Annotated in this window: 27 protein-coding genes; 13 read left to right on the forward strand and 14 right to left on the reverse strand. The window is 68.3% G+C overall.

Annotation, left to right across the window (positions count from 1 at the left end; all coding sequences use genetic code 11):
• Window positions 1–501, forward strand: coding sequence for a polyhydroxyalkanoate synthesis repressor PhaR (gene phaR, locus ACVCMC_RS06760; protein WP_395117937.1), 501 nt, complete (start codon window positions 1–3; stop codon window positions 499–501).
• Window positions 502–613: 112 nt separating this feature from the next.
• The gene (phbB, locus tag ACVCMC_RS06765) at window positions 614–1375 is read left to right on the forward strand and encodes an acetoacetyl-CoA reductase (RefSeq protein WP_447099123.1); all 762 of its coding nucleotides are present in this window, start codon (window positions 614–616) and stop codon (window positions 1373–1375) included.
• A 10-nt stretch (window positions 1376–1385) separates the two neighbouring features.
• Here the strand turns inward: phbB and ACVCMC_RS06770 are convergent, their stop codons facing one another.
• Entirely contained in the window at window positions 1386–3353 is a 1968-nt protein-coding gene (locus ACVCMC_RS06770) for a cytochrome c/FTR1 family iron permease (RefSeq protein WP_447099124.1), read from the reverse strand.
• A gap of 344 nt (window positions 3354–3697) precedes the next feature.
• Here ACVCMC_RS06770 and ACVCMC_RS06775 point away from each other — a divergent pair, with 344 nt between their 5' ends.
• The 3 genes from ACVCMC_RS06775 (at window position 3698) to ACVCMC_RS06785 (ending at window position 7220) form a co-directional block, all read left to right on the forward strand.
• Window positions 3698–5251, forward strand: a complete 1554-nt coding sequence (locus ACVCMC_RS06775) for a M4 family metallopeptidase (protein WP_447099125.1) — start codon at window positions 3698–3700, stop codon at window positions 5249–5251.
• Window positions 5252–5416: 165 nt separating this feature from the next.
• Complete coding sequence (locus ACVCMC_RS06780) at window positions 5417–6820, forward strand: FAD-dependent oxidoreductase (RefSeq protein ID WP_447099126.1); 1404 nt, start codon at window positions 5417–5419, stop codon at window positions 6818–6820.
• Window positions 6813–7220, forward strand: a complete 408-nt coding sequence (locus ACVCMC_RS06785) for a DUF3293 domain-containing protein (RefSeq protein ID WP_447099127.1) — start codon at window positions 6813–6815, stop codon at window positions 7218–7220. The genes ACVCMC_RS06780 and ACVCMC_RS06785 overlap by 8 nt, the downstream gene beginning before the upstream one ends.
• 66 nt (window positions 7221–7286) lie before the next feature.
• On the opposite strand, the gene gspF is transcribed toward ACVCMC_RS06785, so the two are convergent.
• From gspF to gspG, 12 genes are all read right to left on the reverse strand, one after another.
• Complete coding sequence (gene gspF, locus ACVCMC_RS06790) at window positions 7287–8492, reverse strand: type II secretion system inner membrane protein GspF (RefSeq protein WP_447099128.1); 1206 nt, start codon at window positions 8490–8492, stop codon at window positions 7287–7289.
• A 4-nt stretch (window positions 8493–8496) separates the two neighbouring features.
• A complete protein-coding gene (gene gspE / locus ACVCMC_RS06795) occupies window positions 8497–9972 on the reverse strand; it encodes a type II secretion system ATPase GspE (protein WP_447099129.1) in 1476 nt (491 codons plus the stop codon).
• A 7-nt stretch (window positions 9973–9979) separates the two neighbouring features.
• Entirely contained in the window at window positions 9980–12079 is a 2100-nt protein-coding gene (gspD, locus tag ACVCMC_RS06800) for a type II secretion system secretin GspD (protein WP_447099130.1), read from the reverse strand.
• Between the two features lie 34 nt (window positions 12080–12113).
• A complete protein-coding gene (locus ACVCMC_RS06805) occupies window positions 12114–12581 on the reverse strand; it encodes a type II secretion system protein N (protein WP_447099131.1) in 468 nt (155 codons plus the stop codon).
• A gap of 78 nt (window positions 12582–12659) precedes the next feature.
• The gene (gspN, locus tag ACVCMC_RS06810; RefSeq protein WP_447099132.1) at window positions 12660–13460 is read right to left on the reverse strand and encodes a type II secretion system protein N; all 801 of its coding nucleotides are present in this window, start codon (window positions 13458–13460) and stop codon (window positions 12660–12662) included.
• Window positions 13457–13945: a type II secretion system protein GspM gene (gspM, locus tag ACVCMC_RS06815; RefSeq protein WP_447099133.1), complete on the reverse strand. Its 489-nt coding sequence runs from the start codon at window positions 13943–13945 to the stop codon at window positions 13457–13459. Before gspM ends, gspN begins: the two co-directional genes overlap by 4 nt.
• Complete coding sequence (gspL, locus tag ACVCMC_RS06820) at window positions 13942–15153, reverse strand: type II secretion system protein GspL (RefSeq protein ID WP_447099134.1); 1212 nt, start codon at window positions 15151–15153, stop codon at window positions 13942–13944. Before gspL ends, gspM begins: the two co-directional genes overlap by 4 nt.
• Window positions 15150–16070, reverse strand: a complete 921-nt coding sequence (gene gspK, locus ACVCMC_RS06825; protein ID WP_447099135.1) for a type II secretion system minor pseudopilin GspK — start codon at window positions 16068–16070, stop codon at window positions 15150–15152. Before gspK ends, gspL begins: the two co-directional genes overlap by 4 nt.
• Window positions 16067–16666 (reverse strand): type II secretion system protein GspJ, encoded by a 600-nt coding sequence (locus ACVCMC_RS06830; protein WP_395117910.1) that lies wholly within the window; start codon window positions 16664–16666, stop codon window positions 16067–16069. The genes gspK and ACVCMC_RS06830 overlap by 4 nt, the downstream gene beginning before the upstream one ends.
• Entirely contained in the window at window positions 16663–17058 is a 396-nt protein-coding gene (gspI, locus tag ACVCMC_RS06835) for a type II secretion system minor pseudopilin GspI (RefSeq protein ID WP_447099136.1), read from the reverse strand. The genes ACVCMC_RS06830 and gspI overlap by 4 nt, the downstream gene beginning before the upstream one ends.
• Window positions 17036–17557 (reverse strand): GspH/FimT family pseudopilin, encoded by a 522-nt coding sequence (locus ACVCMC_RS06840; RefSeq protein ID WP_447099137.1) that lies wholly within the window; start codon window positions 17555–17557, stop codon window positions 17036–17038. Before ACVCMC_RS06840 ends, gspI begins: the two co-directional genes overlap by 23 nt.
• Window positions 17558–17571: 14 nt before the next feature.
• Complete coding sequence (gene gspG / locus ACVCMC_RS06845) at window positions 17572–18006, reverse strand: type II secretion system major pseudopilin GspG (protein WP_447099138.1); 435 nt, start codon at window positions 18004–18006, stop codon at window positions 17572–17574.
• Between the two features lie 494 nt (window positions 18007–18500).
• Between gspG and ACVCMC_RS06850 the strand changes: the two genes are divergently transcribed.
• Entirely contained in the window at window positions 18501–20099 is a 1599-nt protein-coding gene (locus tag ACVCMC_RS06850) for an Ig-like domain-containing protein (protein ID WP_447099139.1), read from the forward strand.
• 267 nt (window positions 20100–20366) lie between these two features.
• Here the strand turns inward: ACVCMC_RS06850 and ACVCMC_RS06855 are convergent, their stop codons facing one another.
• The gene (locus ACVCMC_RS06855) at window positions 20367–21317 is read right to left on the reverse strand and encodes an RNA polymerase sigma factor (protein ID WP_447099140.1); all 951 of its coding nucleotides are present in this window, start codon (window positions 21315–21317) and stop codon (window positions 20367–20369) included.
• Between the two features lie 36 nt (window positions 21318–21353).
• On the opposite strand from ACVCMC_RS06855, the gene ccmA reads away from it, so the two are divergent.
• From ccmA to ACVCMC_RS06890, 7 genes are all read left to right on the forward strand, one after another.
• Window positions 21354–21989 carry a cytochrome c biogenesis heme-transporting ATPase CcmA gene (gene ccmA, locus ACVCMC_RS06860; protein ID WP_447099141.1) on the forward strand — a complete coding sequence of 212 codons (636 nt, stop codon included), beginning with the start codon at window positions 21354–21356 and terminating at the stop codon, window positions 21987–21989.
• An 81-nt stretch (window positions 21990–22070) separates the two neighbouring features.
• Complete coding sequence (gene ccmB / locus ACVCMC_RS06865; RefSeq protein ID WP_447099142.1) at window positions 22071–22757, forward strand: heme exporter protein CcmB; 687 nt, start codon at window positions 22071–22073, stop codon at window positions 22755–22757.
• Window positions 22757–23515: a heme ABC transporter permease gene (locus ACVCMC_RS06870; RefSeq protein WP_447099143.1), complete on the forward strand. Its 759-nt coding sequence runs from the start codon at window positions 22757–22759 to the stop codon at window positions 23513–23515. The genes ccmB and ACVCMC_RS06870 overlap by 1 nt, the downstream gene beginning before the upstream one ends.
• Window positions 23512–23748: a heme exporter protein CcmD gene (ccmD, locus tag ACVCMC_RS06875; RefSeq protein ID WP_395117890.1), complete on the forward strand. Its 237-nt coding sequence runs from the start codon at window positions 23512–23514 to the stop codon at window positions 23746–23748. The genes ACVCMC_RS06870 and ccmD overlap by 4 nt, the downstream gene beginning before the upstream one ends.
• A 22-nt stretch (window positions 23749–23770) precedes the next feature.
• Window positions 23771–24223 carry a cytochrome c maturation protein CcmE gene (gene ccmE, locus ACVCMC_RS06880; protein WP_447099466.1) on the forward strand — a complete coding sequence of 151 codons (453 nt, stop codon included), beginning with the start codon at window positions 23771–23773 and terminating at the stop codon, window positions 24221–24223.
• Window positions 24224–24348: 125 nt separating this feature from the next.
• Window positions 24349–26322, forward strand: coding sequence for a heme lyase CcmF/NrfE family subunit (locus tag ACVCMC_RS06885; RefSeq protein WP_447099144.1), 1974 nt, complete (start codon window positions 24349–24351; stop codon window positions 26320–26322).
• A complete protein-coding gene (locus ACVCMC_RS06890; protein ID WP_447099145.1) occupies window positions 26319–26861 on the forward strand; it encodes a DsbE family thiol:disulfide interchange protein in 543 nt (180 codons plus the stop codon). Before ACVCMC_RS06885 ends, ACVCMC_RS06890 begins: the two co-directional genes overlap by 4 nt.
• Window positions 26862–26863 lie beyond the last annotated feature (2 nt).

Consider the following 26863-nt stretch of genomic DNA (forward strand, 5'->3'; position numbering starts at 1 on the left):
ATGGCACAAAACAAACGCATCATCAAGAAGTACCCGAACCGGCGTCTCTACGACACCGAGATCTCCAGCTACATCACGCTGGAGGAAGTCCGCCAGCTGGTGCTGGACAACGAGGATTTCGAGGTCCGCGACGCCAAGAGCGGCGAGGATCTGACCCGTTCGGTGCTGCTGCAGATCATCTCCGAGCACGAGGACAAGGGGCAGCCGATGCTGTCGCCGCAGTTGCTCAGCCAGATCATCCGCTTCTACGGCGACTCGCTGCAGGGCTTCATGGGCCCCTATCTGGAGCGCAGCCTGCAGGTGTTCCTCGACCAGCAGACCCAGTTCCGCAGCCAGCTCAACAACCTCATGGGGCAAACCCCCTGGAACACGCTGAACGACCTGACCGAGCGCAACATGGCGGCGTTCCAGGCAATGCAGCGCGGGCTGATGGACACCGCCGCCAAGGTGATGCCGACCCCGCCGCCGGCCGGCACGCGCAGCGGCAAGAAGCCCGGCTGAATCCCGCGCGCCGCGACGGCCCCGCTCCGTCGCCGGCGCCCCAACCTTTCCCGGACGCTGCAGCACAACATGTGCTGCCACGCAGCGTGAGCCGGCCAGCGAAGCGATCCCGATGAATCAGACCGACACTCCACGACGCGTTGCCATCGTCACCGGCGGCATCGGCGGATTGGGCACCGAAATCTGCCGCCACCTTGCCCGCGCCGGGCGCCAGGTGGTGGCGCTCGATCTGGCTGCGCGCACCGAACGGGTCGCCGCCTTCCACCACGAACTCTCCGAATTCGGTGGCGCGGTCGACTTCGCACCGCTCGACGTCAGCGATTTCGAAAGTTGCCGGCAGGCGCTCGCGCAGGTCGAAAACCGCCACGGCAGCGTCGACATCGTGGTCAACGCCGCCGGCATCACCCGCGACGCCAGCCTGCGCAAGATGAGCCCGCAGCAATGGCACGAGCTGATGCAGGTGAATCTGGACGGCGTGTTCAACATCTGCCGCCACGTGGTCGACGGCATGAGCGCGCGCGGCTTCGGTCGCATCGTCAACATCAGCTCGGTCAACGGACAGACCGGCCAGTTCGGCCAGACCAACTACTCGGCAGCCAAGGCCGGCGTGCATGGCTTCAGCATGGCGCTGGCGCGCGAGACCGCGCGCAAGGGCATCACCGTCAACACCGTCTCGCCCGGCTACTGCGACACGCCGATGGTGGCGGCCGTGCCCGACGACATCCGCGCCCAGATCATCGCCGGCATTCCGGTCGGCCGGCTCGGCTCGCCGGCGGACATCGCCCGCGCCGTGGCTTTCCTCGCCGCCGACGACGCCGGCTACATCACCGGCGCCAACCTGCCGGTGAACGGCGGTTACTTCATGAGCTTCTGAGCGTCCCGGCTCACCCCGCGTTGCGGGCGGCAGCAAGTGCCTGCCGCCGCGCCAGCCACACCCCACCGGCAGTCAGCGCCAGCGCCAACGCCTGGGCCAGCAGGCCCTGCAGCGTCGGGTGAATGCCCAGCAACGGGATCGAGACGAACGACACGGCGTCGGCGCCGACCACGCCAGCCTCCTGCAGCGCGGCAATGCCGTTGCCGGCAAACACCACCGCCAGCAGCGCCAGCAAGGCCGAGGTCGCGGTGAAGAACGGCCCGATCGGCAGGCGCACGCTGTACTTCAGGATCGCCCAGGCCACCAGCGCCAGCAGCAGCGCCGCCGTGAGCATGCCGGCGATCACGTAGTGCTGCCCCTCGCTGCCCACCTGCACCCACAGGGTCTGGTAGAACAGCACGATCTCGAACAGCTCGCGGTACACGGCCAGGAACGCCACGCCGGCCATCGCCCACAAGGTGCCCTTGCCCAGCGCGGCATTCACCCGCGTGCGGATGAACGCGCTCCATGCCTGCGCGTACGATTTGCTGTGCAGCCAGTAGCCGACGTACAGCAGCATCGCCGCGGCGATCAGCGCGGTGACGCCCTCGGTGACCTCGCGATTGGCGCCGGAGATCGCCAGCAGATAGCTCGATACCACCCACGTCGCCGTGCCCAGCAGCACCGCCGCCATCCAGCCGAAGTGGATGTACGGCATCGCATCGCGGCGCCCGGTCTTGTGCACGAACGCGATGATCGCCGCCAGCACCAGGATGGCCTCCAGACCCTCGCGCAGCAGGATCAGCAGCGCGCTGAGGAAGGCCGTCAGCGGCGACAGCTCGCCCGCCGCAAGCTCCTGTTCGGCACGGTCGAGCAGGCCGTCGATGCGCTTGACCTGCGCGGCGACCTCAGCCACCGGCGGCCCCTGGGCGATGGTCGTGCGCAAGGCCATCATCCGGGTCTCCACCTCGCGTCGCAGCGGGGCGTCGACGTTGTCCAGGCTGGCCTCGACCAGTTCGAAACCTTCCAGGTAGGCACCGATGGCCAGTTGCCGCGCCATGTCGCGATCGCCGCGGCGATAGGCGTCGAGGCTGGCGTCGAGCTTGTCGCGGGTGGTTGCCATCGGCGTGGGTGCCGCGGCCTGGATCGACGCCGGATGGGCGGCCAGGTAAGCCTGCACTGCCACCAGTTGCGCGCCTTCGCGCTGCGCCACGTCATTCGGCGCCCGCGTCACCAGGTCGCCGAAGTCCTTGAACTGCGCCTTGCCGATGCCTTGCTGCCAAGCCGTGGCCCCGGCCTGCAACTGCGCGGGCGTGGCGCGCAGGCCGGCGACGTAGAACGCGAGTGACCAGCGCTCGGCCTCGGACAGTTCCGGGAACGGCCGCATCGGCGTGCCGGCCACGCCCAGCGTGATGGTGTTGTACAGCCCGTAGATGCTGCGCGCATCCATCCTTGCCGCATCGTGGAAATTGCTGGGCACCGGATCGAGCCCGGCTGCCAGCACGCCGTCGCCATGGCCGCTGACGCCGTGGCAGGCGGCGCAATCGGCGGCATACAGGCGCGCACCCGCGGCAAGGTCCGGCGCCTGCCGCGGCGCCACGCTCAGCTGCCAGACGCGGATGATGTCCCAACGCAACGCATTGGCCGCCGCGGCCACCGCCTTGCCATCGGTCTTCGTCGCGATCGCCGCGCGCAGGGCCTGCGCCTTGCCCACCAGTTCCGCCTGCCCCGTCTGTGCCGGCAACTGCTGCAGCAACGCCAGCGACTGCGTGGCGAATTCGAGCTGCTCGGCGTACTCGCTCTGGTCGAGCACCTTGCCGTCGCGCACGAACTGGGGGTAGTCCACGCTGATGTAATCGAGCATGTGCACGATCGTCTGCGCCTTGTCCGCGGCAGGCGCGGGTGCGGCTGCCGTCGCCGTGGCCGCGACGACGAGCATGCCCAGGCCCAGCAACCAGGCAAGGCAGAACGAAGGTGGACGACGACAATGCGTATGCATGGCGAAGCGGATTCCAGGCAGCGCCCGGCCAGGGGCGACGGAAAAACGGAAGGCGCCATTGTCGCGAATGAGCGCATCAACTGCAAATGAGAATGATTCACGCAGATGCCGTATCCCTTGCACCTCGGCGGCCGCGCTGACCCGGCCGAAACTTCCTGCGTCGCGACGCCGCGTCCGTGCGGCCCTGGAACCCGGTCATTGACCGGAAATGGCAAGAAGTCGTAGTTTCCTGCGATCCGGTCGCCGTCTGTCCTGGGGGGGACTCCTCGCGCACCGGACTGCAAGACGCACCGGCAGGGAAACCTGCCGGGCGTCTTTTCGAATCACGAGGAGGGGAACCACTGATGATGCAAAAACCACTTGCCGCGGCGCTGCTGGGCGCCATCGGCCTGGCCGTCATGTCCGATGCCGGCGCAGCAACGCACGCACGCGTGCAGGCGCCATCCATGGGCAAGCTCGCGCCCGCCGCCCTGGCCAACCGCATCGGCCTGGATGCCGACGCCGCGCTGTCGCCGCGCCTGCAGGCACGCACCACCCACGGCACCGTGAAAACCCGCGAACAGCAGACGTTCCGCGGCATACCGGTATACGGTCGCCGGGTCGTGGTGGAACGTGACGGCAGCGGCAACGTGCTCGGCGTCAGCGGCGAGATTTCCCGCGGCATCGGCCACGACATCGCCTCGGTCGCCCCCGCCATCAACGGCAATCGCGCCATCGGCCTGCTGCGCGCGCACGCCGGCCTGTTGCCGCTCGGCATCGGCGTCAACGGCATTCGCGACAGCGACATCCAGGACGCGAAGATCGATCTGTACGTCTACGCCGAGGGCAACCGCGCCCGTCTCGCCTATCTCACCTCGTTCTTCGTCGATCGCAGCGGTCAGCCGACGCGCCCGATGGCGATCATCGACGCCAACACCGGGGAAGTGATCGAGTCCTGGGACGGCCTCACCACCAAGGGCAAGCCGGGCGGCGGCGGTGGCGGCAGCACCGGCACGCCGGCACTGGCCACCGGCGCCGGCGGCAACCAGAAGACCGGCCAGTATTTCTACGGCACCGACTATGCGGCGCTTGCCGTCACCCAGTCCGGCTCCACCTGCTACATGCAGAACCCGGACGTGAAGACCAACAACATGGCGAAAAGCACGCGCACGGGCACGCTGTGGAGCTTCATCTGCCCGAACAGCAGCGGCGATGCCGTGAACGGGGCCTATTCGCCGATCAACGACGCACACCATTTCGGCAGCGTCGTGCACGACATGTACAACAACTGGCTCGGCGCGCCGCCGCTGAGCTTCTCGCTGGTGATGAACGTGCACTACGGCCGCAACTACGAGAACGCGTTCTGGAACGGCTCGTCGATGAACTTCGGCGACGGCGCCAGCTACTTCTATCCGCTGACCTCGCTGGACGTCACCAGCCACGAAATCAGCCACGGCTTCACCGAGCAGAACTCCGGCCTGCAGTATTCCGGCCAGTCCGGCGGCATGAACGAGGCGTTCTCGGACATGGCAGGCGAAGCGGCCGAGTACTTCGACCGCGGCCACAACGACTGGCTGGTGGGCGCGGAGATCATCAAGAACGGCACCGCGCTGCGCTGGATGTGCACGCCGAAGCTGGACGGCGCCTCGATCGACAACGCGGCGAACTACACCAGCTCGCTGGACGTGCACTATTCCAGCGGTGTCTACAACAAGGCGTTCTGCACGCTGGCCAAGTCGTCCAACTGGAACACCAGGAAGGCCTTCGAAGTCTTCGCGCACGCCAACGCGATGTACTGGTCGGCCACCTCCACGTTCAACGCCGGTGCCTGCGGCGTGGAGAACGCGGCGGACGACTACGGCTACTCGCGCAGCGACGTGGTGGCGGCATTCAATGCCGTCGGCGTGACCTGCCAGTAGGCAACCGGCAAGCCTGCCGTTGAACGAGGGCCGGTCCGCAAGGGCCGGCCCTTCTCGTTGCCGCGACAGCCTGCCGGAGGCATGCCGGCACGAAACGGACGATCCGGGATTGCAGTCGCGCGGCGCTTGCGGAACAGTGTGCGGATTCCTTCTCCGGACCGCAGCATGGCGCAGCAACCCATCACCCTCATCGGCGGCGGCCTGGTCGGCGCCTTGCTGGCGCAGCAGTTGGCCCGGCGCGGTTTCGCCGTCGATGTCTTCGAAAAGCGCCCCGATCCGCGACTGAGCGGTTTCCTGGGTGGTCGCTCGATCAACCTGGCGCTGGCCGAGCGCGGCCTGCAGGCGCTGCGCACGGCCGGCCTGGCCGACGACGTGCTGCAGCGCGCGGTGATGATGCGCGGGCGCATGGTGCACGACCGCGATGGCAACAGCGGCCTGCAGCGCTACGGCGTGGACGACAGCGAGGTGATCTGGTCGGTCTCGCGCGGCGCGCTGAACATGCTGCTGCTGGATGCCGCCGAGGCGGCCGGCGTGCGCTTTCATTTCGGCCAGTGGCTGGTCGGCGCCGACTTCGGGCGTCAGCGCATCCGGCTCGCCGACGAGGCGGGCGTGCAGCGTGAACTGGATGCCGGGCTGCTGGTCGGCGCCGACGGCGCCGGCTCCGCGGTGCGCGCGGCGATGAACGCGCAGGCGCCGCTGGGCGAGCGGATCGAATCGCTCGGCCACGGCTACAAGGAACTGGAGATCCCGCCAGCCGGCGAGTTGCCGGCCGCGGTGCTGCAGCACAGCGGCGGCCGCGACCAGTTCGCGCTGGAGCCGCACGCGCTGCACATCTGGCCGCGCGGCGGCTACATGTGCATCGCGCTGCCGAATACCGAGGGCAGCTTCACCGTCACCCTGTTCCTGCCGGCGCAGGGCGCCGCGCCGAGCTTCGCCACCCTGCCCGACGCCACGGCCGCGGGCGCATTCTTCCGCGAGCAGTTCCCGGGCCTGCTGCCGCTGATCCCGCGCTTCGGAGAGGATTTCGACAGCCACCCGGTCGGCACGCTGTCCACGCTGTACCTCGAGCGCTGGCACCTGGACGGCCGCGCGCTGCTGCTCGGCGACGCGGCGCACGCGATCGTGCCGTTCCACGGCCAGGGCATGAACTGCGGCTTCGAGGACACCGTGGTGCTGGCGGACCTGCTGGCCGGGGCGCCGGACGACAGCGCCGACGTGTTCGCCGAATTCCAGCGCGTGCGCCAGCCGAACGCCGACGCGATCGCCGCGATGGCGGTGGAGAACTACATCGAGATGCGCGACTCGGTGGCCGATCCGCACTACCTGGCCAAGCGCGAACTCGGCGCGAAGCTGGCCGAGCGCATTCCCGGCCACTACATGGCGCGCTATCGCCTGGTGACGTTCACCCACGTGCCCTACGCCTACGCGCTTGCACGCGGCCGCGCACAGGATGAACTGCTGGAACAATTGCTGCGCGACACGCCCCGGGTTGCGGACATCGACCTGGACGCCGCGGCGAGTCTGTTGCGCTCCCGCCTGCCGCCGCTGCCGCCACTGCGCCATGGATGAATCGCTGCTTGCCGCCTTCCGCGCCACTCGTTACCTGGTCTGCCTCGACCCTGTGGAATGGGCCGACATCCGCATCGACCAGCCGTTGCCGGTTGCGCTGCACGCGCTGGTCGGTGCCCAGGCCTGGGGATTCATCACGGCGTGGAACCCGCGCGGCGAACCACGCGACCTGGCGGACAACCTCGCTGCGCAGGGGCAGCTGTTCGCCGCATTGCGCGAATGGCCGGGGGCGGCGATCCGTCCGGGGATCGGCATCGGCACCAGCGGCTGGCATGAGCCCAGCCTGTTCGTGACCGGACCCGACCGGGCGACGCTGGACGCGCTGGCCCGTCGCCACGAGCAACTGGCCTACCTTCACGGCCGCGCCGACGGTACGGCCCGCTTGCGCGTAATGGAATGACGCGTCCGCACGCGCCCGTCGACCCGACACCAGGAGAGGTGGGCGGGATCAGGGACGACATGCATTTCAATGCACCAGCTGGTTGATTTCCATGATCGGCAGCAGGATAGCCAGCACGATCATCAGCACGATGCCGCCCATGACCAGGATCATCATCGGTTCGAGCAACGTGAGCAGAACCGCCAGACGTCGTTCGAGAGCCTGCATTTCGAGCTGTGCGGCGCGTTCGAGCATGTGTTCCAGTTTGCCGCTGGCTTCGCCGCTGCCGACCAGGTGGATCATCAGCGGCGGAAAGACATGCGCGGCATCCAGCGCGCGTGTCAGCGTATCGCCTTCGCGCACGCGCTCAATGGCAGCCTTGATGCCGCCTTGCATGACCAGGTTGGACATGGCCCGCGCACCGTAGTCGAGTGCCGCGAGCAAGGGCACGCCACCGCCGACGAGGATGGCCAGCGTACTGGCGAAGCGCGAGGCATTCAGACTCCGAATGACCGATCCGAGCCAGGGCAAGCGCAACGCCAGAGCATGCCAGCGGCGCCGGTGGCGCTCGCGCTGGAGAACGGCCCGCACGCCGACCGCGGCGCAGAGGCCGATGACGAGGAGGCAAGGCCCCGCTCCGCGCAGGAAATCCGAGACCGCAATCAGCCCCCGGGTGAGCAACGGCAGGCTTTGCCGAGACTGCTGGAAAACCTGCACGATCTGCGGCACGACGTAGACCAGCAATCCGGCAACCACGCAGATCGCCACGAAGGTGACCAGCGCCGGATACAGCAGGGCGAGACTGGTCTTCTGGCGCAGCGCCTGACGCGCCTCCAGGTAGTCGGCAAGGTGTTGCAGCACGTCCGGCAACGCGCCCGATTCCTCGCCACCGCGCACCAGCGCGCGGTAATAACCGGGGAAATCCCGCCCGTAGCTGCTCATGGCGCCGGCGAGCGACAGGCCAGCGGTGATCTCGGCCTTGACGCCACCAAGTACTTCCCGCGTCTTTGGCGCCGCAACCTCCTCGATCAGCGCAGCCAGTGCATGCTCCATCGTGAGGCCGGAAGCGAGCAGCGTGGCCAGCTGGCGGGTGAGCAGGCTCAGTTCGGCCGCAGGGATGCCGCGTGACCAGGGCGGCGCCGCGCGCTCCCGGTTGCGAACACGCTCGACGCGCTCCGGATACAAGCCCCGGGTGCGCAACTGGGTGCGGGCCTGACGCGGTGAATCCGCCTGCACCAGGCCGGACCTGGGATGACCGGCGGCGTCGAGTGCCCGGTAACGGAACGCCTCCATGGCGCTACCGCTCGCGGGTGACGCGCAGCACTTCCTCCAGGCTCACCGTGCCTTCGGCGGCCAGTCGCATGCCGTCGTCGCGCAGCGAACCCATGCCATGCGCGCCGGCGTGTTCGCGCAGCGTCTGCTCGTCCACCCGGTCGTGGATGAGCCTGCGCAGCTCGTCATCGACCGTGAGCCATTCGTAGATGCCGGTACGGCCCTTGTAGCCGGAGCGGTTGCACGCAGGGCAACCGACCGCCGCATGGAAATTGCCCGGTGCAGACGCCAGACCGAGGCTGCGCAACTGCACGGCATCGGCTGCCAGTGGCGCACGACATTCCACGCAGAGCTTGCGCACCAGGCGCTGGGCGCCGATGCCGATCAGGCTGGACGCAAGCAGAAAGGGCTCGACGCCCATGTCGACCAGCCTGGTGACGGCGCTCACCGCGTCGTTCGTATGCAGCGTGGTGAGCACCAGATGCCCGGTGAGGCTGGCCTGGATCGCGATCTGCGCACTCTCCAGGTCGCGGATTTCGCCGATCATGATCACGTCCGGGTCCTGGCGAAGGATGGTGCGCAGGGCACGCGCGAAGCTCATGTCGACGCGGCTGTTGGTCTGCGTCTGGTTGATGCCGTCGAGGTCGTACTCGATCGGATCCTCGACGGTCATGATGTTGAGCGCCTTGGGATCCAGCCGCGACAGCGCGGCATACAGCGTGGTGGTCTTGCCGGAACCCGTGGGGCCGGTCACCAGGATGATGCCGTGCGGCTCGCGGATCAGCGCGTCCACTTGCGCGAGGGTGGGCGGGTCCATGCCCAGCCGGGACAGTTCGAGCCGGCCGGCCTGCTTGTCCAGCAGGCGCAGCACGACACGCTCGCCGTGGCCGGTCGGGATCGTCGACACCCGCACGTCGATCGGCTTGCCGGCGGCGCGCAGCGCGATGCGGCCGTCCTGCGGCAGGCGTTTCTCGGCGATATCGAGCTGCGCCATGATCTTCACGCGCGACACGATGGCCGTATGCAGCGCGCGTGCGGGCTCGATCAGATCGCGCAACGTACCGTCGATGCGCAGCCGAACCACCGAGCGCGACTCGAACGGTTCGATGTGGATGTCCGAAGCGCCTTCGCGCAACGCCTGGGTCAGCAAGGCGTTGATCAGGCGGATCAGCGGCGCGTCGTTCTGGCTGTCCAGCAGGTCCTCGACGCGCGGTATTTCCTGCAGCAACCGGGACAGATCCATGTCTTGTGCGAGGTCGTCCGCCAGCGCAGCCGCGCCTTCGTCGGCGCCGTTGTACAAGGTGGCGATGCGCTCGTCGAACTCGCCTGTGCCGACGCGCTGCGCACGAATGGGCACGCCGAGTGCGCGGCGCAGCTCGGCCAGCGCGCCAGCCGACGCGCCATGGCGCACGACGACTTCGGCGACACCGTCGCCAAGTCCGGTGACGGCGATGCCGTTGACCTTGGCGAAGGCATACGGCACGGGCGGCTTCGTCAGCATCCCGCGATCACCGCCGATTGTCCTGGCCGGCCGATGCCGGCGGCAGGGGTGGCAACAGTGGCGAAGGATCGTTGCCGCGCACTGCGCCGCGAGTCGGCTCGGCGTGGATCTGCTGACCACGGATGTAGTCGTAGCGTTCGCCGGTCAAGGCACCCGCCCCCTGCGCATCACGCAGGACGGTCGGGCGCAGGAATACCATCAGATTGGTCTTGGTACGCGAGTGGTTGTTGTAGCGGAACAGGCCGCCGAGCAACGGCAGACTGCCCAGCAGCGGAACCTTGGCTACGCCGCCGTTGACGGAATCCTGCATCAGCCCGCCGAGCACGATGATCTGTCCGTCGTCGACCAGAACAGTCGACTCGATCGAGCGCGTGTTGGTGATGACCCCGGCGGGATTGGCGGTGTCGGCAATGCTCGAAACCTCCTGGTAGATCTGCAGGCGCACGACTCCGCCTTCGGATATCTGCGGGCGAATCCTCAGGGTCAGCCCGACATCCTTGCGCTCGATGGTCTGGAACGGCGACGGCGTGGTTGCCGCACCGGAAACTGCGTACTGGCCGGTGATGAACGGGACGTTCTGGCCAACCACGATCTTCGCCTCCTCGTTGTCGAGGGTGAGCAGGGTCGGCGTCGACAGGATGTTGGCGTTGCTGTCCGTTTCCAGTGCGCGCGCGAGCAGGCCGAGGTTGAGGACCTGAACGCCACCCACCGTCACGCTGCCGTGCACCGTGCCGATGTTCAGCCCGGGGCCGGCACTGGCCGGGTTCTGCGCGATGCCGATGATGTTCCGCCCCGCCCCGCCGAAGTTGGTGCCGCCGAACACTTGCGTACCCGACTCGCCGATGCCGCCGAGGTCCTGCCACTGGATGCCGAACTCGCCGGCCTTGTTCGCCGTAAGCTCGACCACGAGCGCCTCGACATAGACCTGCAGCCGCCGCGCATCGAGTTTTTCCACCACCGCGCGCAGGTTGTTGTAGACCGCATCGGGCGCCGTGATGATGATCGAGTTGGTGGCGGCGTCCGCCTGGATGATGCCTGGCACGGTTGCAGCTTGCGGCATGGCGTCTCCCGTCGCCGGCATGCCGCCGCCGCCCGATGCCGCCTGCGCGCCGCCGCCGATGGCAACACCGGCAGTCGCATTCGGCGGCACCGCCTCGGCTGGCGCCGCCGCGCCGGATACCTGTCCCGGCGATGATGCGCTGCCGGAGTAGATGCCGCGCAAGGTCTCCGCCAGCTGCACGGCCTCGGCGTTCTTCAGGTAGACGACGTGAACGTTGCCGGCGGCGCTGGTCGGGGAGTCGAGCAGTGCGGCGAATTTCCGGACCTGGGCAAGTCGCGCCGGATCGGCCGCGCGCACCAGCAGGCTGTTGGAGCGGGCATCGGCGATGACTGCCACGCGCTGGGTCGGGTCCGTTCCCTGCAGCGTCTGCAACGCCTGCGGCGCTGCCGCAAACAGATTGTTGATGGTCCGCGCTGCGTCCAGCGCGGAAGCATGCTGCAGGACAATCATCGTCGCGCCGGCCTCGTCCGGCTGGTCGACGGCGGCAATGATGCCCGCCAGCCGTTCGAGGTTGCCGGCGTAGTCGGTGATGACCAGCGAGTTGCTGTCCTGCAGCGCGGTGATGGTGTTGTTCGGCGCCACCAGGGGACGCAGCGTAGGCACCAGTTGCACCGCCGACTGATGCGCCAGGGCAAACACCCGCGTCTGCAGTCCGTCGCTGCCGGGGTGTCGGCTCGACTGGACGTTGCTGTGCTGCTTGGCGTCCGCCTCCGGCAGGATCTTGACCAGGCCGTGGTCCTCCACCGCCGCGAAACCTTGCAGGCGCAAGGCCGACAGGAATACCTCGTACACGGTATCCCGTGCCACCGGCCGCGCCGAGATGATGTTGACGGTGCCCTTGACGCGCGGATCAAGCACGAAATTCTTGCCGGTGACTTCCGCCATCGCCTTCACCACACCCTCGATGTCCGCATCGACGAAATTGAGCGTGACGGTCTTGACCGGCGCCGGACTTTCCGCCGCCTGTGCCATCGCGCGCGACGCCGGAACGTACGCGCAGGACAAGGCCACGGCCACGATGGCCGCTTGCAGCGTGTGCTGGTTCATGGCTGCCCGCAGGGGGAAGTTGACCCATGGCGTTTCATCGGGAAGTGCTCGTGGTGGTGGCAGGGGTCCGGGAGGGGCGTGGCCAGGCCAGCGTTTCGCGCGATCCGTTGCGCTGCAGGATCACCTGCTGGGGAAGTACCTTCTCGAGCCGGATGCCCGGCGCGAGATACTCGCCGGCACGGGCCAGTCGGGTTTTCTTCGCATCGAGTTGCAGCAGCGCGTAGCCGGCGCCCTGCGGCTCGGCAGCCATGACGCCCAGCAGCCTGATCGCCAGCCCGGACGGCACCTCGGCCTGCGCATCGCCGGGCAGCCGGCCAAACAGGTTGCCGGCAGCAGCGAGGCGATCGGCCGGCCCGGAAATCTCCATGGCCCGCGGCAGCGGTGCCGGCGCGCACCACGCCCAGGTCCAGTAGGCCAGCACGAGACCGAGCAACGACAGCGCGCCGGCTTTCGATGCAGCGCCGAGCGCCGTTCGCGCAAGATTCGATCGTCCGGACAACATGCCTTTGTTCCCTCTGCCTGCACGGGTTGGATGGTCGCGGGGACAACAGGGTTCCCATGTCGATGGCCCGCCGGAAACTCATGGCCGCGCGCCGGCGGGTGCGCCGCCGAGCGGCGGGCCGAGTTGCAGGTCGAAATCGCCGTTGTCGCGCTCGACGGCGATCAGCCGCAACAGCGGCGCCAGTTGCGGGCGCTGCTGCGCATCGACCCGCGCGGTGGCGGAAAACGTCGCGGGGCCGCCGCCGCGCCAGGACCCGCCGCCGTCGAGATGGAGCGGCCCGCTGCCGGTACGCAATGTCGCCTTCAACAATCCCGCGTTGCCGTGGACACGAAGTTCGTAGGTGCCGAGCGGTGCGACCCGGGTCAGGGCGGAACCGGCATCCTTCCACGTAATGACAGCATCGGCCGAAACGGTGTGGCCGGAACGCGAGAACTGCGTGACATGGAGGGCGAGATCGCCGCGCGGGCCGAGCGGCGCCATGCGAGGCACGGCGAGGCCAAGCGCACTGGCCGGCAAGGAGAAGTCGACGCTTGATACCTCGATACCGTGCGCCGAGATGCGCACGGGGAAGCCCCGGTCGGCGTGGTCGATGGCGACCTCGAAGTCGAGGCGCCCGCGCCACAGGGCCCGCGGTTGCAGCGTCCAGGAAAGATCCTTGCCGACGCCGCCCGACCCGGCACCATCGCGGATCTCCAGCCGCCCGCTGCCGGACCACAGGCTGCCGTGCGCCTGCGCAAGACGCAGCTTCCCGGCGCTGGCGCGCCGCAGGCCCGCATCGAGCAGCGTGGCTGGCGCCAGCACGACCAGAAACGCCGCATAGGCCGCCATCGCCACGCAGACGCTGGCAACCGGTTCCCGCCATGTCGGTCGGCGCGTCATCGACCGGGGCGCTCCAGGGTGACGGTCACGCCCACCTGGCCGGGCGCGGAACCGGATTCGATCCGCACTGCGACGGGGCGCAGCTGCTGCGCGCGCATGGTGTCTGCCCAACCCAGCCAGTCGGCGAACGCCACATTGGCGAATACCAGCTTCACGTGGCGCGCATCCGGCAGCTCGATGCTCGCCAGCGAACGGGTCAGTCCGCTGGCGTCGACCTGGCGCTGCACCAGCTGGCGCAGGTCCGTCGTGGACGCAGGCAGCGGTGGCATCGCGCGCAGGCGCACGATCTCGTCCGCCTGCCCGCTCTGACGCATCGCGTCTGCACGCAGCTGGGCGACCGCCGGCAGCAGCCGCAAGCGCGCCTGTGTCGTCGCGTACAGCAGCCACGCATACGCCACCAGCCCAAGGCAGATCGCCACGACGGCAACCAGCCCACGTTCCCGCGGGGATCGGGCCGCCCACAGTCGGTTCAAGGCATGCTTCATGGCGACCTCAGGGTCAAGGTGACGGTGCCGCGCCCGGCACGACGCGCCTCCTGCGGCGCGTCGACATCCAACCCGGCCTGCGCCAGGCGAGCCTCGACGCGACGCATGAGCGCGCCGTCCGCAGCGGCGAACTCCAGCACCATGCGTCCGTCCTCATACGACAGCGCGCGCAGCTCCGCGGCCGGCACCTCCGCCAACGCTGCTGCCACCTTGCCGAGCATGGCCGGGAAATCGCCGGCATCCGGCTGGTTCGCGGCGCGCCGTGCCTGGGCCAGTTGCCGCCGCATCTGCAATGCCGGGTCGGCCACCGCGACGGCGTCGGGGAACAGCGCGCGGAAGCGCGCCTCCATCTGCTGGCGAAGCTCATGCTGTTCGCTCGCCAGCCGCACGCGATCGACCAGCAAGGCTGCCGAATGCAGCAGCAGCGCCGCGAGCAGAATCCAGCCGATGTGTCGCCAGCGTGCGAGCATGGCGACGGACGGGCGCCAGTGCCCGCGTTCCTGATCGATCCGGATGCCGGCCAACGCCGGCGCCATGCGCCAATCCGGTTCCGATGCGAACCGGACGCTGACGCCCAGGCCCTGCTGCCATGCCTCCGGATCGGGCCGCGCCGCCGGCGTCGTCACATGCAGCGCGATCGACGCGGGTACGGCATCGCGCGCCCGCGCCTGCTCAAGCAGCAACTGCAGCACCAGTGGCGGCGTCTGCCGATCGCCGCAATCGGTGGCGGCGCCCTCGAGTTCGCCGATGCGCACATAGCCTTCCTGCCCGCTCCAGGCAAGACTCCACTCCCCTTGCTGCATCGGCAACATCAGCGTCTCGCAATACACGACGTCGACGCGGATACCGACCGCGCCAAGCGCGTCGCGCCAGCCTTGCAGCCGCTGCCGGTCGACCACTGCGAGCACGTCGTCGTCCCCGACCCGCCCCAGCATGCTCACCTGGTTGGCGTCCGGGTCGGATGCCAGTTGTTCCTCGGCTGCATAGGCCAGCAACGCCGCGGACCTGCGCCTGCCCACTCGAGGCAATCGCGTTCGGGTGATCAAGACCTGGCTGGCGGCAAGCACCAGTTCGACCCGCGATGCCGTGTTCGGCAACTGTGCCAGTGCCCCACTTCCGGAATGCACACCGGCGTGCTCGTCCAGCAGCACCCATCGGCATGACGTGGGCGCCGTCGACAGCGGACAGAATATGCGCAGCAGGCTCATCGGAGCTTCCGCCATACGACGCCGGGCCAGCGCGCCGCGTCCGTCCGCGCCAACAGCAGCTGGCTGCGGGCCTGCGTCTTGCCGTAAGTCACCCGCAGCGTGACCAGGAAATAATCGCTGCCGACGCGGATGTCCTGCCCGGGTACCGTGGCGTCCTTGCCGAGCTGGCCAAGGAAATCGGCGTTGTTGCGATAGAAAGTTCCGTTGCGGCGGGCGACCAGTGCCCGCGCCGAATCCAGATCCAGTCCGTCGACCACGGCAGCGAGAACCTCGGCGGACGCCGTGTTCACGTTGAGTGCGGTCGCCGCCGGCAGCGCCGTCACGAAAGGTGCGAGGCGCGCACGGACACTGGCGTCGAAGCCACGTACAAGACCCAGTTCGTCCAGATCGACGAGCGGCCGGTTGGCGGCGAGACGAGGGTGGCCGAGCCCGCGGTAGTACGCATCCTCCGCCCCGCCGGCGGGCTGCGCCACGCTGTCGGCATCGACCCAGTCGGCGAGTGCATCGGCCAGCTCCGCCGGCAAGCCGAGGATGGCCAGCAGGCGCTGGAAACGCGCGTACTGCGTGACATCGAGTTTGCCGTTCCGGACCAGGTTGTCGAGATTGAACCGGCCTTGCTGGTCCTCGATGTGGCCGGCCAGTTCGCCGTTCTCGAACGGGATCGGCGGCAGGCGCAGCGCCCACGGTTCTCCGGCGTGGTCGACGTCGCCGCTGGCTCGACGGTCGTCGAACAGCATTGCGCGAGCCCAGTCGCCTCCCGCCGTGACCAGTTCCTCGGCCTGGACATGGTCGGCGGCCAACCCGGCCTGGCGCGACCACGTGCTCAGCGCGACCAGCATGGCCGTTGCCGCCACTGCAGCCACGGCCATGATCGCCATCGCCATCAGCAAGGCCGCACCGCGCTGCCCGGCGTTCATGAGCGCAGCGCGAACACGCGCACCACGGTTTCGCCCGAACCGAGCACCACTTGCATGCGTACGGCCAGCGGCAGCGGGGGGTCGGCCGGCGTCGTCGGCCACGTATTGTTCCAGGTCAACGCGGGGCCGAGATATTGCAGGCTCAGGCGGGTCACGTCATCGAGTACCACGTAGCGGGTCGGCGGCGTGGTTGCGGCAAGGTCGAGCCCCGGCCAGATCCACAATTCGATCTGGTGCGCGCCGTTCACTCCGTAGCCGATGCGCCGCGGTACGTCGACGCCGTCCGTCCCGGCGAACCGAGTGAACTCCAGCAGTGGCGCCTGTGCTGCATCGGGTCGACCAAGCCACGCTGGCGAGGTGCCGGCATCGCTGCGCACCGGGCGCGGCGCGGCCAGCCGTACATCGCGCGCAAAGCGGACGAAGAACGACTCCGCCTGCCGCCATTGCGCGGATTCCGCCTGAATGCGGTCGCGCGACGCCATGACCACGCCAAGTCCGCGATAGGCCATCAGCGTGAGCAGCGACAGAACGAGCAGCGCCGACAGCAGCTCGATCAAGGTGAATCCGGGGGCAGCGCGAAACCGGTGGGCGTTCATCGGCCGCTCTCCGAGGGATCCACGACAAAACCCGTGGAATGCGCAAGGAAGTGCGCTGGCTGCGCCGGCGCGAAGACGAAGACGTCGACACGATGGAATGCCGCATTCGGCGTCGCGGATACTTCCTCGCGCCAGCCGAGTTCAAGATTGCCCTGGCGCCGCACACCGGTTCGCACGCCAACCGGCAACCAGTCGCCGCGTGCACGATGCTCGGCGAGGCGATCGGCCGCGACCCACCCGGCCAGCAGTCGCCCACGCAGTTCGTCGGCATGGCTGACGCCCTGCGTGGCCACGCGCAGCGCGGCAAGCAGCGACACCGCGACGATCGTCATGGCGACCAGCACTTCGACCAGCGTGAATCCCGGCGCGTCATTGCGCTGCCATGTCGCCATAGGTCTTCCCCTGCCCGGGTGCGATGCGCAAGTCGCCGACCGGAGAGGCCGCGATGCCGTAATGGTCGGCACCGAGCGCCAGGTCCATCGAAAACGCCGACATCGAGCCGTCGGACGGAAACTGCAGACGCATGGTCGCCTGCGCCGCGGCGGCTTCGTTGCGCAGCTGCGATATCAGCATGCCGTGCGGCAGGCTGCGCGCACGCAACACATCGTCGTCACGGATCTCGGACCACCCGTCATCGCCACCCTGGCGCCAGAAGCGGTAGTGGCTGCCGTCGGACGTCCACACGATGGCGGCGCCGGAGATGCGCGCTTCCTGGGCGGCAAGCTCCAGCAGCTGCGCGAGTCGCTCGGCCTCGACCCGCAACAGGTCGCGATCGCCCGGTTGCATCCGTGCCCCGATGGTTCCCGCCAGGATGCCCATGATCAGCACCACGACCAGCATCTCCAGCAGCGTGAAGCCGCGTTTGCCCAGGCGGACGATCGCTTCATGCACGGCACGGGTTTCCGTCACAGCGTCCACGAACCGATGTCGGCATCGTTGCCCTCGCCGCCGGGTGCACCGTCGGCCCCCAAACCGTAGACATCCACCTCCCCGTGCAGGCCCGGGTTCAGGTACTGGTAGGGATGGCCCCAGGGGTCTTTCGGCAGGCGCCCGACGTACCCCTCGGGCTTCCAGTTCGACGGGATCGGCCCGGAGTCAGGCCGGGACACCAGCGCCTGCAGTCCCTGTTCGGTGGTCGGGTAGCGCCGGTTGTCCAGACGGTAGAGCTGCAGGGCCTGCATCAGGCTGGCGATGTCCTGCCGCGATGCGGTCACGCGCGCCTCGTCCGGCCGGCTCATCACCTTCGGCACGACCAGCGCAGCGAGGATGCCGAGGATCACCACGACCACCATCAGTTCAAGCAGGGTGAAACCGCGTTGGGACGAAACACGTGTCGGCATGGTGGCGCCACCTCGGATGTGCAGAGAGCTTGCGGCTCGGATGTCCGGCCGCACTGCGCGTGCGCACGGCGGCAAGGCAAGACGGCTCCAGCACAGGCGCGACGCGTTCGGCGGGCACATCGGCCCGAAGATGCGCTGAAGTCTCCGTTGTGATGCAAGCAGCGGCCCGCAGGTTCCGCATGACGCGCATGCGCATCGTCGGTGCGGCAGGCAAACCCGTTCGCCGATCGCAATGCCTCTTTCGTCGTCCCGTGCGTCGACGGGAACCTTCTTCGTGCCGCTGCGTCGGTTGGTGAGCGGGGACTGGTTCCCCGGCGTCGACGCGATGCAATGCGGGTACCGCGCAGCGATGGACCTGCGCGGATTCGTCGATACGCAGAGACAGTTTCATGGTGCCGGCCGATGCGGGCGGCATGGGTTGCTGCGGCCGCTGGAAACCGCTGCGCGGAGTGTTTTTGTCCTGACTGGGTGCATCCAATGAAGAGGGAATGCAGATGAGCAGATTCATGCACAAGAAATGGTTGCCGACGGCGCTGCCTGTCGCACTTGTCGTCGGCCTCACCGGATGCGGCGGCTCCAGTCCCCACGGCCAGGCGGCCACGCCGCCTCCGGTCCCGGCCCCGACCGTGGTGTCCACCACCCCGGCCAATGCCGCGACGGGCGTGCTGAACACGGCGGAAGTCAGCGCCACGTTCGACCAGGCGATCGACCCGGCAACGCTGAAGAACGCCACCTTCAACGTGAACTGCCCGGCCGGCGCGGCTGCCTTCGGGTCCGTCACCTACGATGCGGCGACGAGGAAAGCCACGTTCGTGCGCATCACCGAATCGCCGACCAACCCGCCGCAGTCGGAGGTGGCCGAACCCATGGCGGCGAACGTCACCTGCACCGCGACCATCACGACCGGCGTCAAGGGCACCAACGGCGCCGCGTTGGCGACGAATTACGTGTGGACATTCTCGACCGTGACCGACACGGCGTTCCTGGACCAGGGCAAGCAGATCTTCCGCTTCGACACGTTCGGCGACGAGACGACGTGGACCGACACACTGCACATGAACGACGTCATCGCTGCAGCCGTCGATCCGAAGACGGCGTTGGCCGTCGGCCTGAAAGTGGACGCGGAGGCGCTTCCTCCGTCCGTCGTGGCAGGCATCCAGGACGGCAGCATCAGCCTGACCAGTCCCGACACCACGCTTGCGCTGATCAGCCTCGATGCGGTGGTGGGCATCAAGGGCACCGTGGAAACCGTCAACGGCAAGAGCACGCTGACCCGCGTCGGAATCACCTGTGCGTTGTGCCATTCCACGGTCGACAACTCGTTTGCGCCGGGTATCGGCAAGCGCCTGGATGGCTGGCCCAATCGCGACCTCAATCCCGGGCTGATCATCTCGCTGTCGCCGGCGCTGACCCAGGCGCAAAAGGCCGTCTACAGTTCGTGGGGGCCGGGCATGTACGACCCCCGCTACAACATCGATGGCATCAACGGTCCGCAGGTGATCTCGCCGGCCTTCGGCCTGCAGGGCATCCACAAGATCATCGCGACCGGCGATGGCGACGATCTGGCTTACTGGAACCGGTATGTCGCCGTCACGCAGATGGGCGGGCACGGCAACTTCACCGATGCGCGCGTCGGCACGGGCATCAACATCACCAACGGCACCGACGACCTGGTCACCGCCAAGCTGCCCGCGCTGCAGGCATATCAGCTGTCGATCGCGGCGCCACCCGCACCGGCCGGCAGCTTCGACGCCGCGGCCGCAGCGCGCGGCAAGGTCCTTTTCGAGGGCAAGGCAGGATGCATCACCTGCCACAGCGGCCCCGAGTTCACCGACGCCAACGAACGCCTGCACCCGGCAAGCGACGTGGCAAGCGAACCCGAGGCCCCCGGAGTGCCGAGCTACGCATCGCGCACGGCGACCAAGCAGTACCGCACGGCACCGCTGAAGGGTGTCTGGCAGCATCCACCGTACTTCCACAACGGCTCGGCGGCCACGCTCGACGACGTCGTGGCGAAATACAACGCGAAGCAGGCGCTTGGCCTGAGCAGCGCGGAGGTAGCCGATGTCGCGCAGTACGTGAAGTCGCTGTAGCTCGTGCGGGAGCGCCCGACCGGACGAATGCGACACGATCCGCAGGGCGCGACCCGGCAGTTCAAGCCGGCTCCGCGGCGCGGTTTGGCCAGATACCCGAGGACATCCCCCGACGCCGCCGGGGGATGCCCGCTTCAGGCAATCCCGATCGCCATTCGGGCAAGGCAAGCCGGCGGTGACCCGTCGGCGCCCTGCGCCGGCGTGATGCCGATGGCGGATCGCACCGGCATCTGGCGACCAAGCAGCGGCAACCGGGCCACGGAGGAGCTAATCGCCCTCGCCGGAAGCTGGTTCCGCCGAGAGCCACGCCATCACGACGGCGGTCATGCACGCGCAGCGCACGCCGAGAAACGGAAAACTGTCGGCCAGCATGTTGCCGAGCGTGGTGCCCAGCGACTTGCGCAGCAGCCGGCGCGCGCGGTGCAGCCGGGTCTTCACGGTCTGCGGCTTGATGGCCAGTCGAGCAGCGGTTTCCTCGACGCTGCACGCTTCGATCTCGCGCAACCTGAAGACGGTGCGATAGGGCTCGGGCAGCTCGTCGATCGCATCCCGCAGCAGGAGACGGATCTCTGCGCGGGCAGCGAACGATACCGGGTCGCCACCATGGCGCCCAAGCCCGGATCGGCTGACCCAGAAAGGATCCGGCGACGACATGTCGACGTGCTCAAGCCCGACCGTCGCGCGCCGCCTGCGCAAGCGGCTGCGCGCCTCGTTGAGCAGGATGCTGATCAGCCAGGTTCGCAGGGGCGCATCGCCGCGGAACGTGTCGAATTTGTCATAGGCCCTGGCGAAAGCTTCCTGCACGATGTCCTCGGCTTCGGTCTCCTCCTCGAGCACGCCGCGCGCGATCCGGTACAAGTGCGGGCCGAAGCGCTGCATGATGTACCGGAACGCTTCATGGTCACCATGCGTCACAAGCAGGACCAGCGCGGCGTCGTTCAGCGCGGCGTAGTCGATCCGCGTGACATCCGCGGACGAAGATGAGGACCCTTGCATGGCTATTTGGATGCAGATGCGGCTTGCGGGTTCCGGCATCGACCGGCGGCCGGCATCGGCGCTCACGAACGCGGGCCGCTGCCTGCCCGGCACGATCCGGCTACGGGCGTGCCCGACGCTCCGGGCCGCCGGGCCGGGCAGCACATGCGCCGGCATGGCCCGGGGTACGGCCCGGTGTACGCGCGCCTGCGGCACTCGCGCGACAGCGGCAGTGCGCCGCATGGACAAGCGCCATCGCCATTGCGGACAATCACGGAGATGACCGCCACGCCCGCCGCCGCGCCCCTGCTCGAAGCACGGGGCTTGAGTTTTCGTCGCCAGGACGAACCGGTGTTCGCACCGCTGGATTTCCGGTTGCACGCGGGCGAGCTGGCCCTGATCGAGGGCGACAACGGCAGCGGCAAGACCACCTTGCTGCGCATGCTGGCCGGCCTGCTGCATGTCGGCGAAGGGGAACTGCGCTGGCGCGGCGCGCCGCTGCAGCGCGACGCCACCGCCGGCGACATCCTGTTTCTCGGCCACCAGTTGGGATTGAAGGCGGACTTCAGCCCGCGCGAGAACCTGCGCGTGGCGGCCAGCCTGCATGGCTGCCGCGAGGGCGCCAACGCTGCCTCCGTGCTGGCCCGGATCGGCCTGCGCGGCTACGAGGACGAGCCGGTGCGGCGCTTGTCCGCCGGCCAGAAGAAGCGCGCCGCGCTGGCGCGCCTGCTGCTGCTGCCGGCCACGCTGTGGCTGCTCGACGAGCCCTACGCCAACCTCGACCGCATCGGCATCGCGCTGGTCAACGAGTTGCTGGAAGGCCACACCGACGCCGGTGGCGCGGCGATGGTCACCAGCCACGGCACCGTGAGTTTCCACGGCGGCGAACCGCGACGGATTCGCATGCATGATTGAGGCCGGGAACCCCATGCGTGAACTCGCTCCCCTGCGACCGAAGGAAATCCCTTTGGGACAAGCAGAGGGAGGAGCACGACGATGAACCGGCCGGGCCTCGGCACCGCCTGCGCCGCGATGCTGCGGCGCGATCTCGCGCTCGCCTGGCGTCGCCGCGGCGACATCGCCATGCCGGTGCTGTACGCGGTGATCGTGGCCACGCTGTTTCCGTTCGCGCTGGGCCCGGAAGACACCCTGCTGCAGCGGATTGCCGGCGGCGTGGTGCTGGTCACCGTGTTGCTGGCGATGCTGCTGGCGCTGGATGCGATGTTCGCCAGCGACATCGAGGACGGTTCGCTGGAACAACTGGTGCTGTCCCCGCAGCCGCTGGCGCTGCTGCTGGGCATGAAGATCCTCGCCCACTGGCTGGCTACCGCGCTGCCGCTGATCGTGATCGCGCCGCTGCTGGCGGCGATGCTGCACCTGCCCGGCGCGGTGATTCCGGTACTGCTGCTGGCGCTGCTGCTGGCCACGCCGCTGCTCAGCCTGCTCGGTGCCGTGCTGGTGGCGCTGACGGCCGGCACGCGGCGCTCTGGTATGCTGCTCGCCTTGATGCTGCTGCCTTTGTGCGTGCCGGCCGTGATCTTCGCCGCCGGCGCGGTGGCTGCCGCCCAACAGGGGCTGCCGTGGCTGGCACCGATCGCCTGGCTGGCTGCCGCCCTGGTGCTCGCCGTGGTGCTGGCGCCGCTGGCCTGCGCGGCCGCCCTTCGCATTGCCCTGGACGCATGATGTCTGACTGGATTCCGCTCTGGTTGCACAAGCTCGGCTCGCCGCCGACGTTCTACCGCTTCGCCGGCGCGCTGCAGCCGTGGGCGATGGCGCTGGCGCTGCTGCTGGGCGCGGTCGCGCTGTACGGCGGCCTGGTGCTGGCGCCCGCCGACTACCAGCAGGGCGACGCCTACCGGATCATCTTCATCCACGTGCCCAGTGCGTGGATGAGCATGTTCATCTACGCGGTGATGGGCGTGGCCTCGTTCGTCGCGCTGGTGTGGCGGATCAAGCTGGCCGAGGTGGTGGCGATGCAATCGGCGCCGATCGGCGCGGCGTTCACCTTCATCACCCTGGTCACCGGCTCGTTGTGGGGCAAGCCGATGTGGGGCACCTGGTGGACCTGGGACGCGCGGCTGACCTCCGAGCTGGTGCTGCTGTTCCTGTATCTCGGCGTCATCGGCCTGTACCACGCGTTCGAGGATCGCCGCCAGGGCGCGCGCGCCGCCGGCTTCCTGGCCATCATCGGCGTCATCAACGTGCCGATCGTGCACTTCTCGGTGAACTGGTGGAACACCTTGCACCAGGGCAGCACGGTCAACGTGTTCGGCCAGTCGAAGATGGCGTGGGACATGCTGTGGCCGCTGCTGACGATGACCCTGGCGACCAAGTTCTACTACGCCGGCAGCCTGTTCCGCCGTGCGCGCACCGACCTGCTGGACATGGAAGGCGGCAAGGACTGGGTACGCAAGATTGCCGAAGAGGAGGCCGACCGATGAGCGCGCTGCAGCAATTTTTCGCCGCGGGCGGCGAGGCCGCCGCCTTCTTCAGGATGGGCGGCTACGCCGCCTACGTGTGGCCAGCCTACGCGGTGTTCTTCATCGTGCTGGTTGCGGACAGCCTCGCGCCGGGACTGCGCCGCCACCGCGTGCTGCGGGAACTTCGCGCGCGACTGGCCCGTCAGAGTGCCCGTCAGCAACGTCATTCACCTCCTTCCACGCCGTCCGCCTGACCGGCACAGACCTGCCATGCCCATGAACCCCACCCGCAAGCGCCGCCTCATCATCGTCTTGCTGATCCTCGCCGCGGCCACGCTAGCCACCGTGCTGGTGGTGGTGGCGCTGCAGAACAACATGAACTACCTGCTCACGCCGAGCCAGGTGCAGTCCGGCCAGGCCAGCGGCTACAAGACCTTTCGCCTCGGCGGCATGGTCAAGGCCGGCTCGATCCAGCGCTCCAGCGATTCGCTCAAGGTCACCTTCACCGTGGTCGACGCCGGCGGCGCGATGCCGGTGGAGTACACCGGCATCCTCCCGGACCTGTTCCGCGACAACCAGTCGGTGATTGCCACCGGCCACATGGCCGGCGCCCGCTTCGTCGCCACCGAAGTGCTGGCCAAGCACGACGAAACCTACATGCCCAAGGAACTGAAGGACGCGATGGCCAAGGCGCATGCCGAGAAGCCGGGAATAGGGAATCGAGAATAGGGAATCGGAAAAGCCGTGCACACCATTCCCTGCTGTCAATTGCTGCACCGAAACGCGCCGAAACTGCGTGGTGCCTCGCTTTCACCTATTCCCCACTCCCTATTCCCTATTCCCGGCTCAAACCCATGACCCCCGAACTCGGCCAACTTGCACTGATTCTCGCCCTGCTGCTCGCCCTGGCGCAGGGGGTGCTGCCGCTGATCGGAGCGTGGCGCGGCAATCGCGCGCTGATGGCGGTGGCACGGCCCGCGGCGGCGGGCCAGGCGGTGTTCGTGGCGTTCGCCTTCGGCATCCTGGTTTGGGCGTTCCTGCATTTCGATTTCTCGGTGCAGTACGTAGCCGACAACTCCAACCTGGAGCTGCCGTGGTACTACCGCATCGCCGCGGTGTGGGGCGCGCACGAGGGTTCGCTGCTGTTGTGGATCTTCATCCTCAACGTGTGGACGGTGGCGCTGGCCGCGTTCAGTTACAAGCTGCCCGAAGTGTTCGCCTCGCGCGTGCTCGCGGTGATGGGATTGATCGCGGTGGGCTTTCTCGCCTTCATCGTGTTTACCTCCGACCCGTTCGGCCGGCTGCTGCCGATGCCCGGCGACGGCGCGGATCTCAACCCGGTGCTGCAGGACCCCGGCATGGCCTTCCACCCGCCGGTGCTCTACACCGGCTACGTCGGCTTCTCCGTGGCCTTCGCGTTTGCCATCGCCGGCCTGCTCGGCGGCGAGCTGGAACAGGCGTGGGTGCGCTGGGCGCGACCGTGGACCAACGTGGCCTGGGCCTTCCTCACCCTGGGCATCGTCGCCGGCAGCTGGTGGGCGTATGCGGAGCTGGGCTGGGGCGGCTGGTGGTTCTGGGACCCGGTGGAAAACGCCAGCTTCATGCCGTGGCTGGTCGGCGCGGCATTGATCCATGCGCAGGCGGTGACCGAGAAGCGCGGCTCGCTGCGCGCGTGGACGATCCTGCTCTCGATCTTCGCGTTCTCGCTGTCCCTGCTGGGCACCTTCCTGGTGCGCTCGGGCGTGCTGACCTCGGTGCACGCGTTCGCCTCCGATCCGCGCCGCGGCGTGTTCATCCTGATCTTCCTCACCATCGTGGTCGGCGGCTCGCTGTTGCTGTACGCGTTGCGGGCGCCCAAGGTGGCCGGCGGCAAGGCGTTCCAGCTGCTGTCGCGCGAAACCGTGCTGTTGATCGGCAATCTGATGTTCGCGGTGGCTGCGGCGATGGTGTTGCTGGGCACGCTGTTCCCGCTGATCGGCGACGCGCTGAACCTGGGCCGGATCTCGGTCGGCCCGCCGTATTTCGGCTTCCTGTTCCCCCTGCTGATGTTGCCGGTCGTGCTGCTGATGCCGTTCGGGCCGTTCCTGCGCTGGGGCAAGGGCGAATCGCCGCTGCTGAAGCAGATCCTGCTGCGCGTCGGCGTTGCCGCGGCGGCCTGCGCGATCGTGGCGGCGTTCTTCGTCGACGGCAAGCTCAAGGCGATCGTCGGCGTCGCGGCGCTGGTGTGGCTGGGCGTGGGCGTGCTGCTGTATGCCTACAAGCGCTGGCGCGACGTGCCGCGCGGCCGCCGTTATCCGGGCGAGATGGCCGGCATGCTGCTGGCGCATCTTGGCGTGGGGGTGTTCGTCGCCGGCGTGCTGCTGACCGAATCGCTCAGCGTGACCCGCGACGTGCGCATGGCGCCGGGCGAAACGCAGCACATCAGCGGTTACGATTTCCGCTTCGATGGCGTGCACCGCACCACCGGCCCGAACTGGAAAGCCGACCAGGGCGTGATCACGGTGACCCGCGACGACAAGCAGATTGCGGTCATGCACCCGCAGAAGCGCACCTACCCGCGCGGTCAGGTGCAGACTGAGTCGGCGGTCGACGCCGGCGTGTTCCGCGACCTGTACGTGGCGCTGGGCGAGCCGATGGACGCCGGCAACATCGAAGGCGCGTGGGCGCTGCGCCTCTACTACAAGCCATTCGTGCGCTGGATCTGGGGTGGCGGCTTGCTGATGATGCTGGGTGGTTTCGTCTGCGCCGCAGACAAGCGATTCCGTCTCAAGCGCACGGCTGATGCCACCGCTTCGCTGGACCTGCAGCCACAGGAAACCCGCGCATGAATCGCCTGCTGCCGTTCATCGGTTTCATGCTGCTGGTGGGCCTGTTCGGGTTCGGCATCTGGTGGAACACGCGCCACGATCCGAACGCGATCCCCACGCCGCTGCTGAACAAGCCCGCGCCCGCGTTCAACCTGCCCAAGCTGTACGAGCCGACGCAGACGGTGAGCAAGGCCGACCTGCTCGGCCAGCCCTACCTACTCAACGTGTTCGCCAGCTGGTGCATCGAGTGCGGCGTGGAACACCCCGTGCTGACCGCCGCAGCGCCGAGCCTTGGGGTGAAGCTGGTCGGCTACAACTACAAGGATGCGCCGGCCGACGCCAAGGCCTGGCTGGCGGCGCACGGCAGCCCATACGCGTTGCTGATCGCCGACGAGTCCGGCCAGACCGCGATCGACTTCGGCGTCTACGGCGCGCCGGAAAGCTTCCTGGTCGACGCGAAGGGCGTGATCCGCTTCAAGCACATCGGGCCGATCACCCCGGACGTGCTGGCGACCAAGGTCAAGCCGGCGATCGCCGCGATGCTGAAGGAGACGCCGTGAAA

The organism is Rhodanobacter sp. UC4452_H20 (genome assembly GCF_052978205.1).

Coding starts and splice junctions, on each gene's coding strand:
- phaR (WP_395117937.1), top strand. CDS start 1: ATGGCACAAAACAAACGCATCATCAAGAAGTACCCGAACCGGCGTCTC.
- phbB (WP_447099123.1), top strand. CDS start 614: ATGAATCAGACCGACACTCCACGACGCGTTGCCATCGTCACCGGCGGC.
- ACVCMC_RS06770 (WP_447099124.1), bottom strand. CDS start 3,353: ATGCATACGCATTGTCGTCGTCCACCTTCGTTCTGCCTTGCCTGGTTG.
- ACVCMC_RS06775 (WP_447099125.1), top strand. CDS start 3,698: ATGATGCAAAAACCACTTGCCGCGGCGCTGCTGGGCGCCATCGGCCTG.
- ACVCMC_RS06780 (WP_447099126.1), top strand. CDS start 5,417: ATGGCGCAGCAACCCATCACCCTCATCGGCGGCGGCCTGGTCGGCGCC.
- ACVCMC_RS06785 (WP_447099127.1), top strand. CDS start 6,813: ATGGATGAATCGCTGCTTGCCGCCTTCCGCGCCACTCGTTACCTGGTC.
- gspF (WP_447099128.1), bottom strand. CDS start 8,492: ATGGAGGCGTTCCGTTACCGGGCACTCGACGCCGCCGGTCATCCCAGG.
- gspE (WP_447099129.1), bottom strand. CDS start 9,972: ATGCTGACGAAGCCGCCCGTGCCGTATGCCTTCGCCAAGGTCAACGGC.
- gspD (WP_447099130.1), bottom strand. CDS start 12,079: ATGAACCAGCACACGCTGCAAGCGGCCATCGTGGCCGTGGCCTTGTCC.
- ACVCMC_RS06805 (WP_447099131.1), bottom strand. CDS start 12,581: ATGTTGTCCGGACGATCGAATCTTGCGCGAACGGCGCTCGGCGCTGCA.
- gspN (WP_447099132.1), bottom strand. CDS start 13,460: ATGACGCGCCGACCGACATGGCGGGAACCGGTTGCCAGCGTCTGCGTG.
- gspM (WP_447099133.1), bottom strand. CDS start 13,945: ATGAAGCATGCCTTGAACCGACTGTGGGCGGCCCGATCCCCGCGGGAA.
- gspL (WP_447099134.1), bottom strand. CDS start 15,153: ATGAGCCTGCTGCGCATATTCTGTCCGCTGTCGACGGCGCCCACGTCA.
- gspK (WP_447099135.1), bottom strand. CDS start 16,070: ATGAACGCCGGGCAGCGCGGTGCGGCCTTGCTGATGGCGATGGCGATC.
- ACVCMC_RS06830 (WP_395117910.1), bottom strand. CDS start 16,666: ATGAACGCCCACCGGTTTCGCGCTGCCCCCGGATTCACCTTGATCGAG.
- gspI (WP_447099136.1), bottom strand. CDS start 17,058: ATGGCGACATGGCAGCGCAATGACGCGCCGGGATTCACGCTGGTCGAA.
- gspG (WP_447099138.1), bottom strand. CDS start 18,006: ATGCCGACACGTGTTTCGTCCCAACGCGGTTTCACCCTGCTTGAACTG.
- ACVCMC_RS06850 (WP_447099139.1), top strand. CDS start 18,501: ATGAGCAGATTCATGCACAAGAAATGGTTGCCGACGGCGCTGCCTGTC.
- ACVCMC_RS06855 (WP_447099140.1), bottom strand. CDS start 21,317: ATGCGGCGCACTGCCGCTGTCGCGCGAGTGCCGCAGGCGCGCGTACAC.
- ccmA (WP_447099141.1), top strand. CDS start 21,354: ATGACCGCCACGCCCGCCGCCGCGCCCCTGCTCGAAGCACGGGGCTTG.
- ccmB (WP_447099142.1), top strand. CDS start 22,071: ATGAACCGGCCGGGCCTCGGCACCGCCTGCGCCGCGATGCTGCGGCGC.
- ACVCMC_RS06870 (WP_447099143.1), top strand. CDS start 22,757: ATGTCTGACTGGATTCCGCTCTGGTTGCACAAGCTCGGCTCGCCGCCG.
- ccmD (WP_395117890.1), top strand. CDS start 23,512: ATGAGCGCGCTGCAGCAATTTTTCGCCGCGGGCGGCGAGGCCGCCGCC.
- ccmE (WP_447099466.1), top strand. CDS start 23,771: ATGAACCCCACCCGCAAGCGCCGCCTCATCATCGTCTTGCTGATCCTC.
- ACVCMC_RS06885 (WP_447099144.1), top strand. CDS start 24,349: ATGACCCCCGAACTCGGCCAACTTGCACTGATTCTCGCCCTGCTGCTC.
- ACVCMC_RS06890 (WP_447099145.1), top strand. CDS start 26,319: ATGAATCGCCTGCTGCCGTTCATCGGTTTCATGCTGCTGGTGGGCCTG.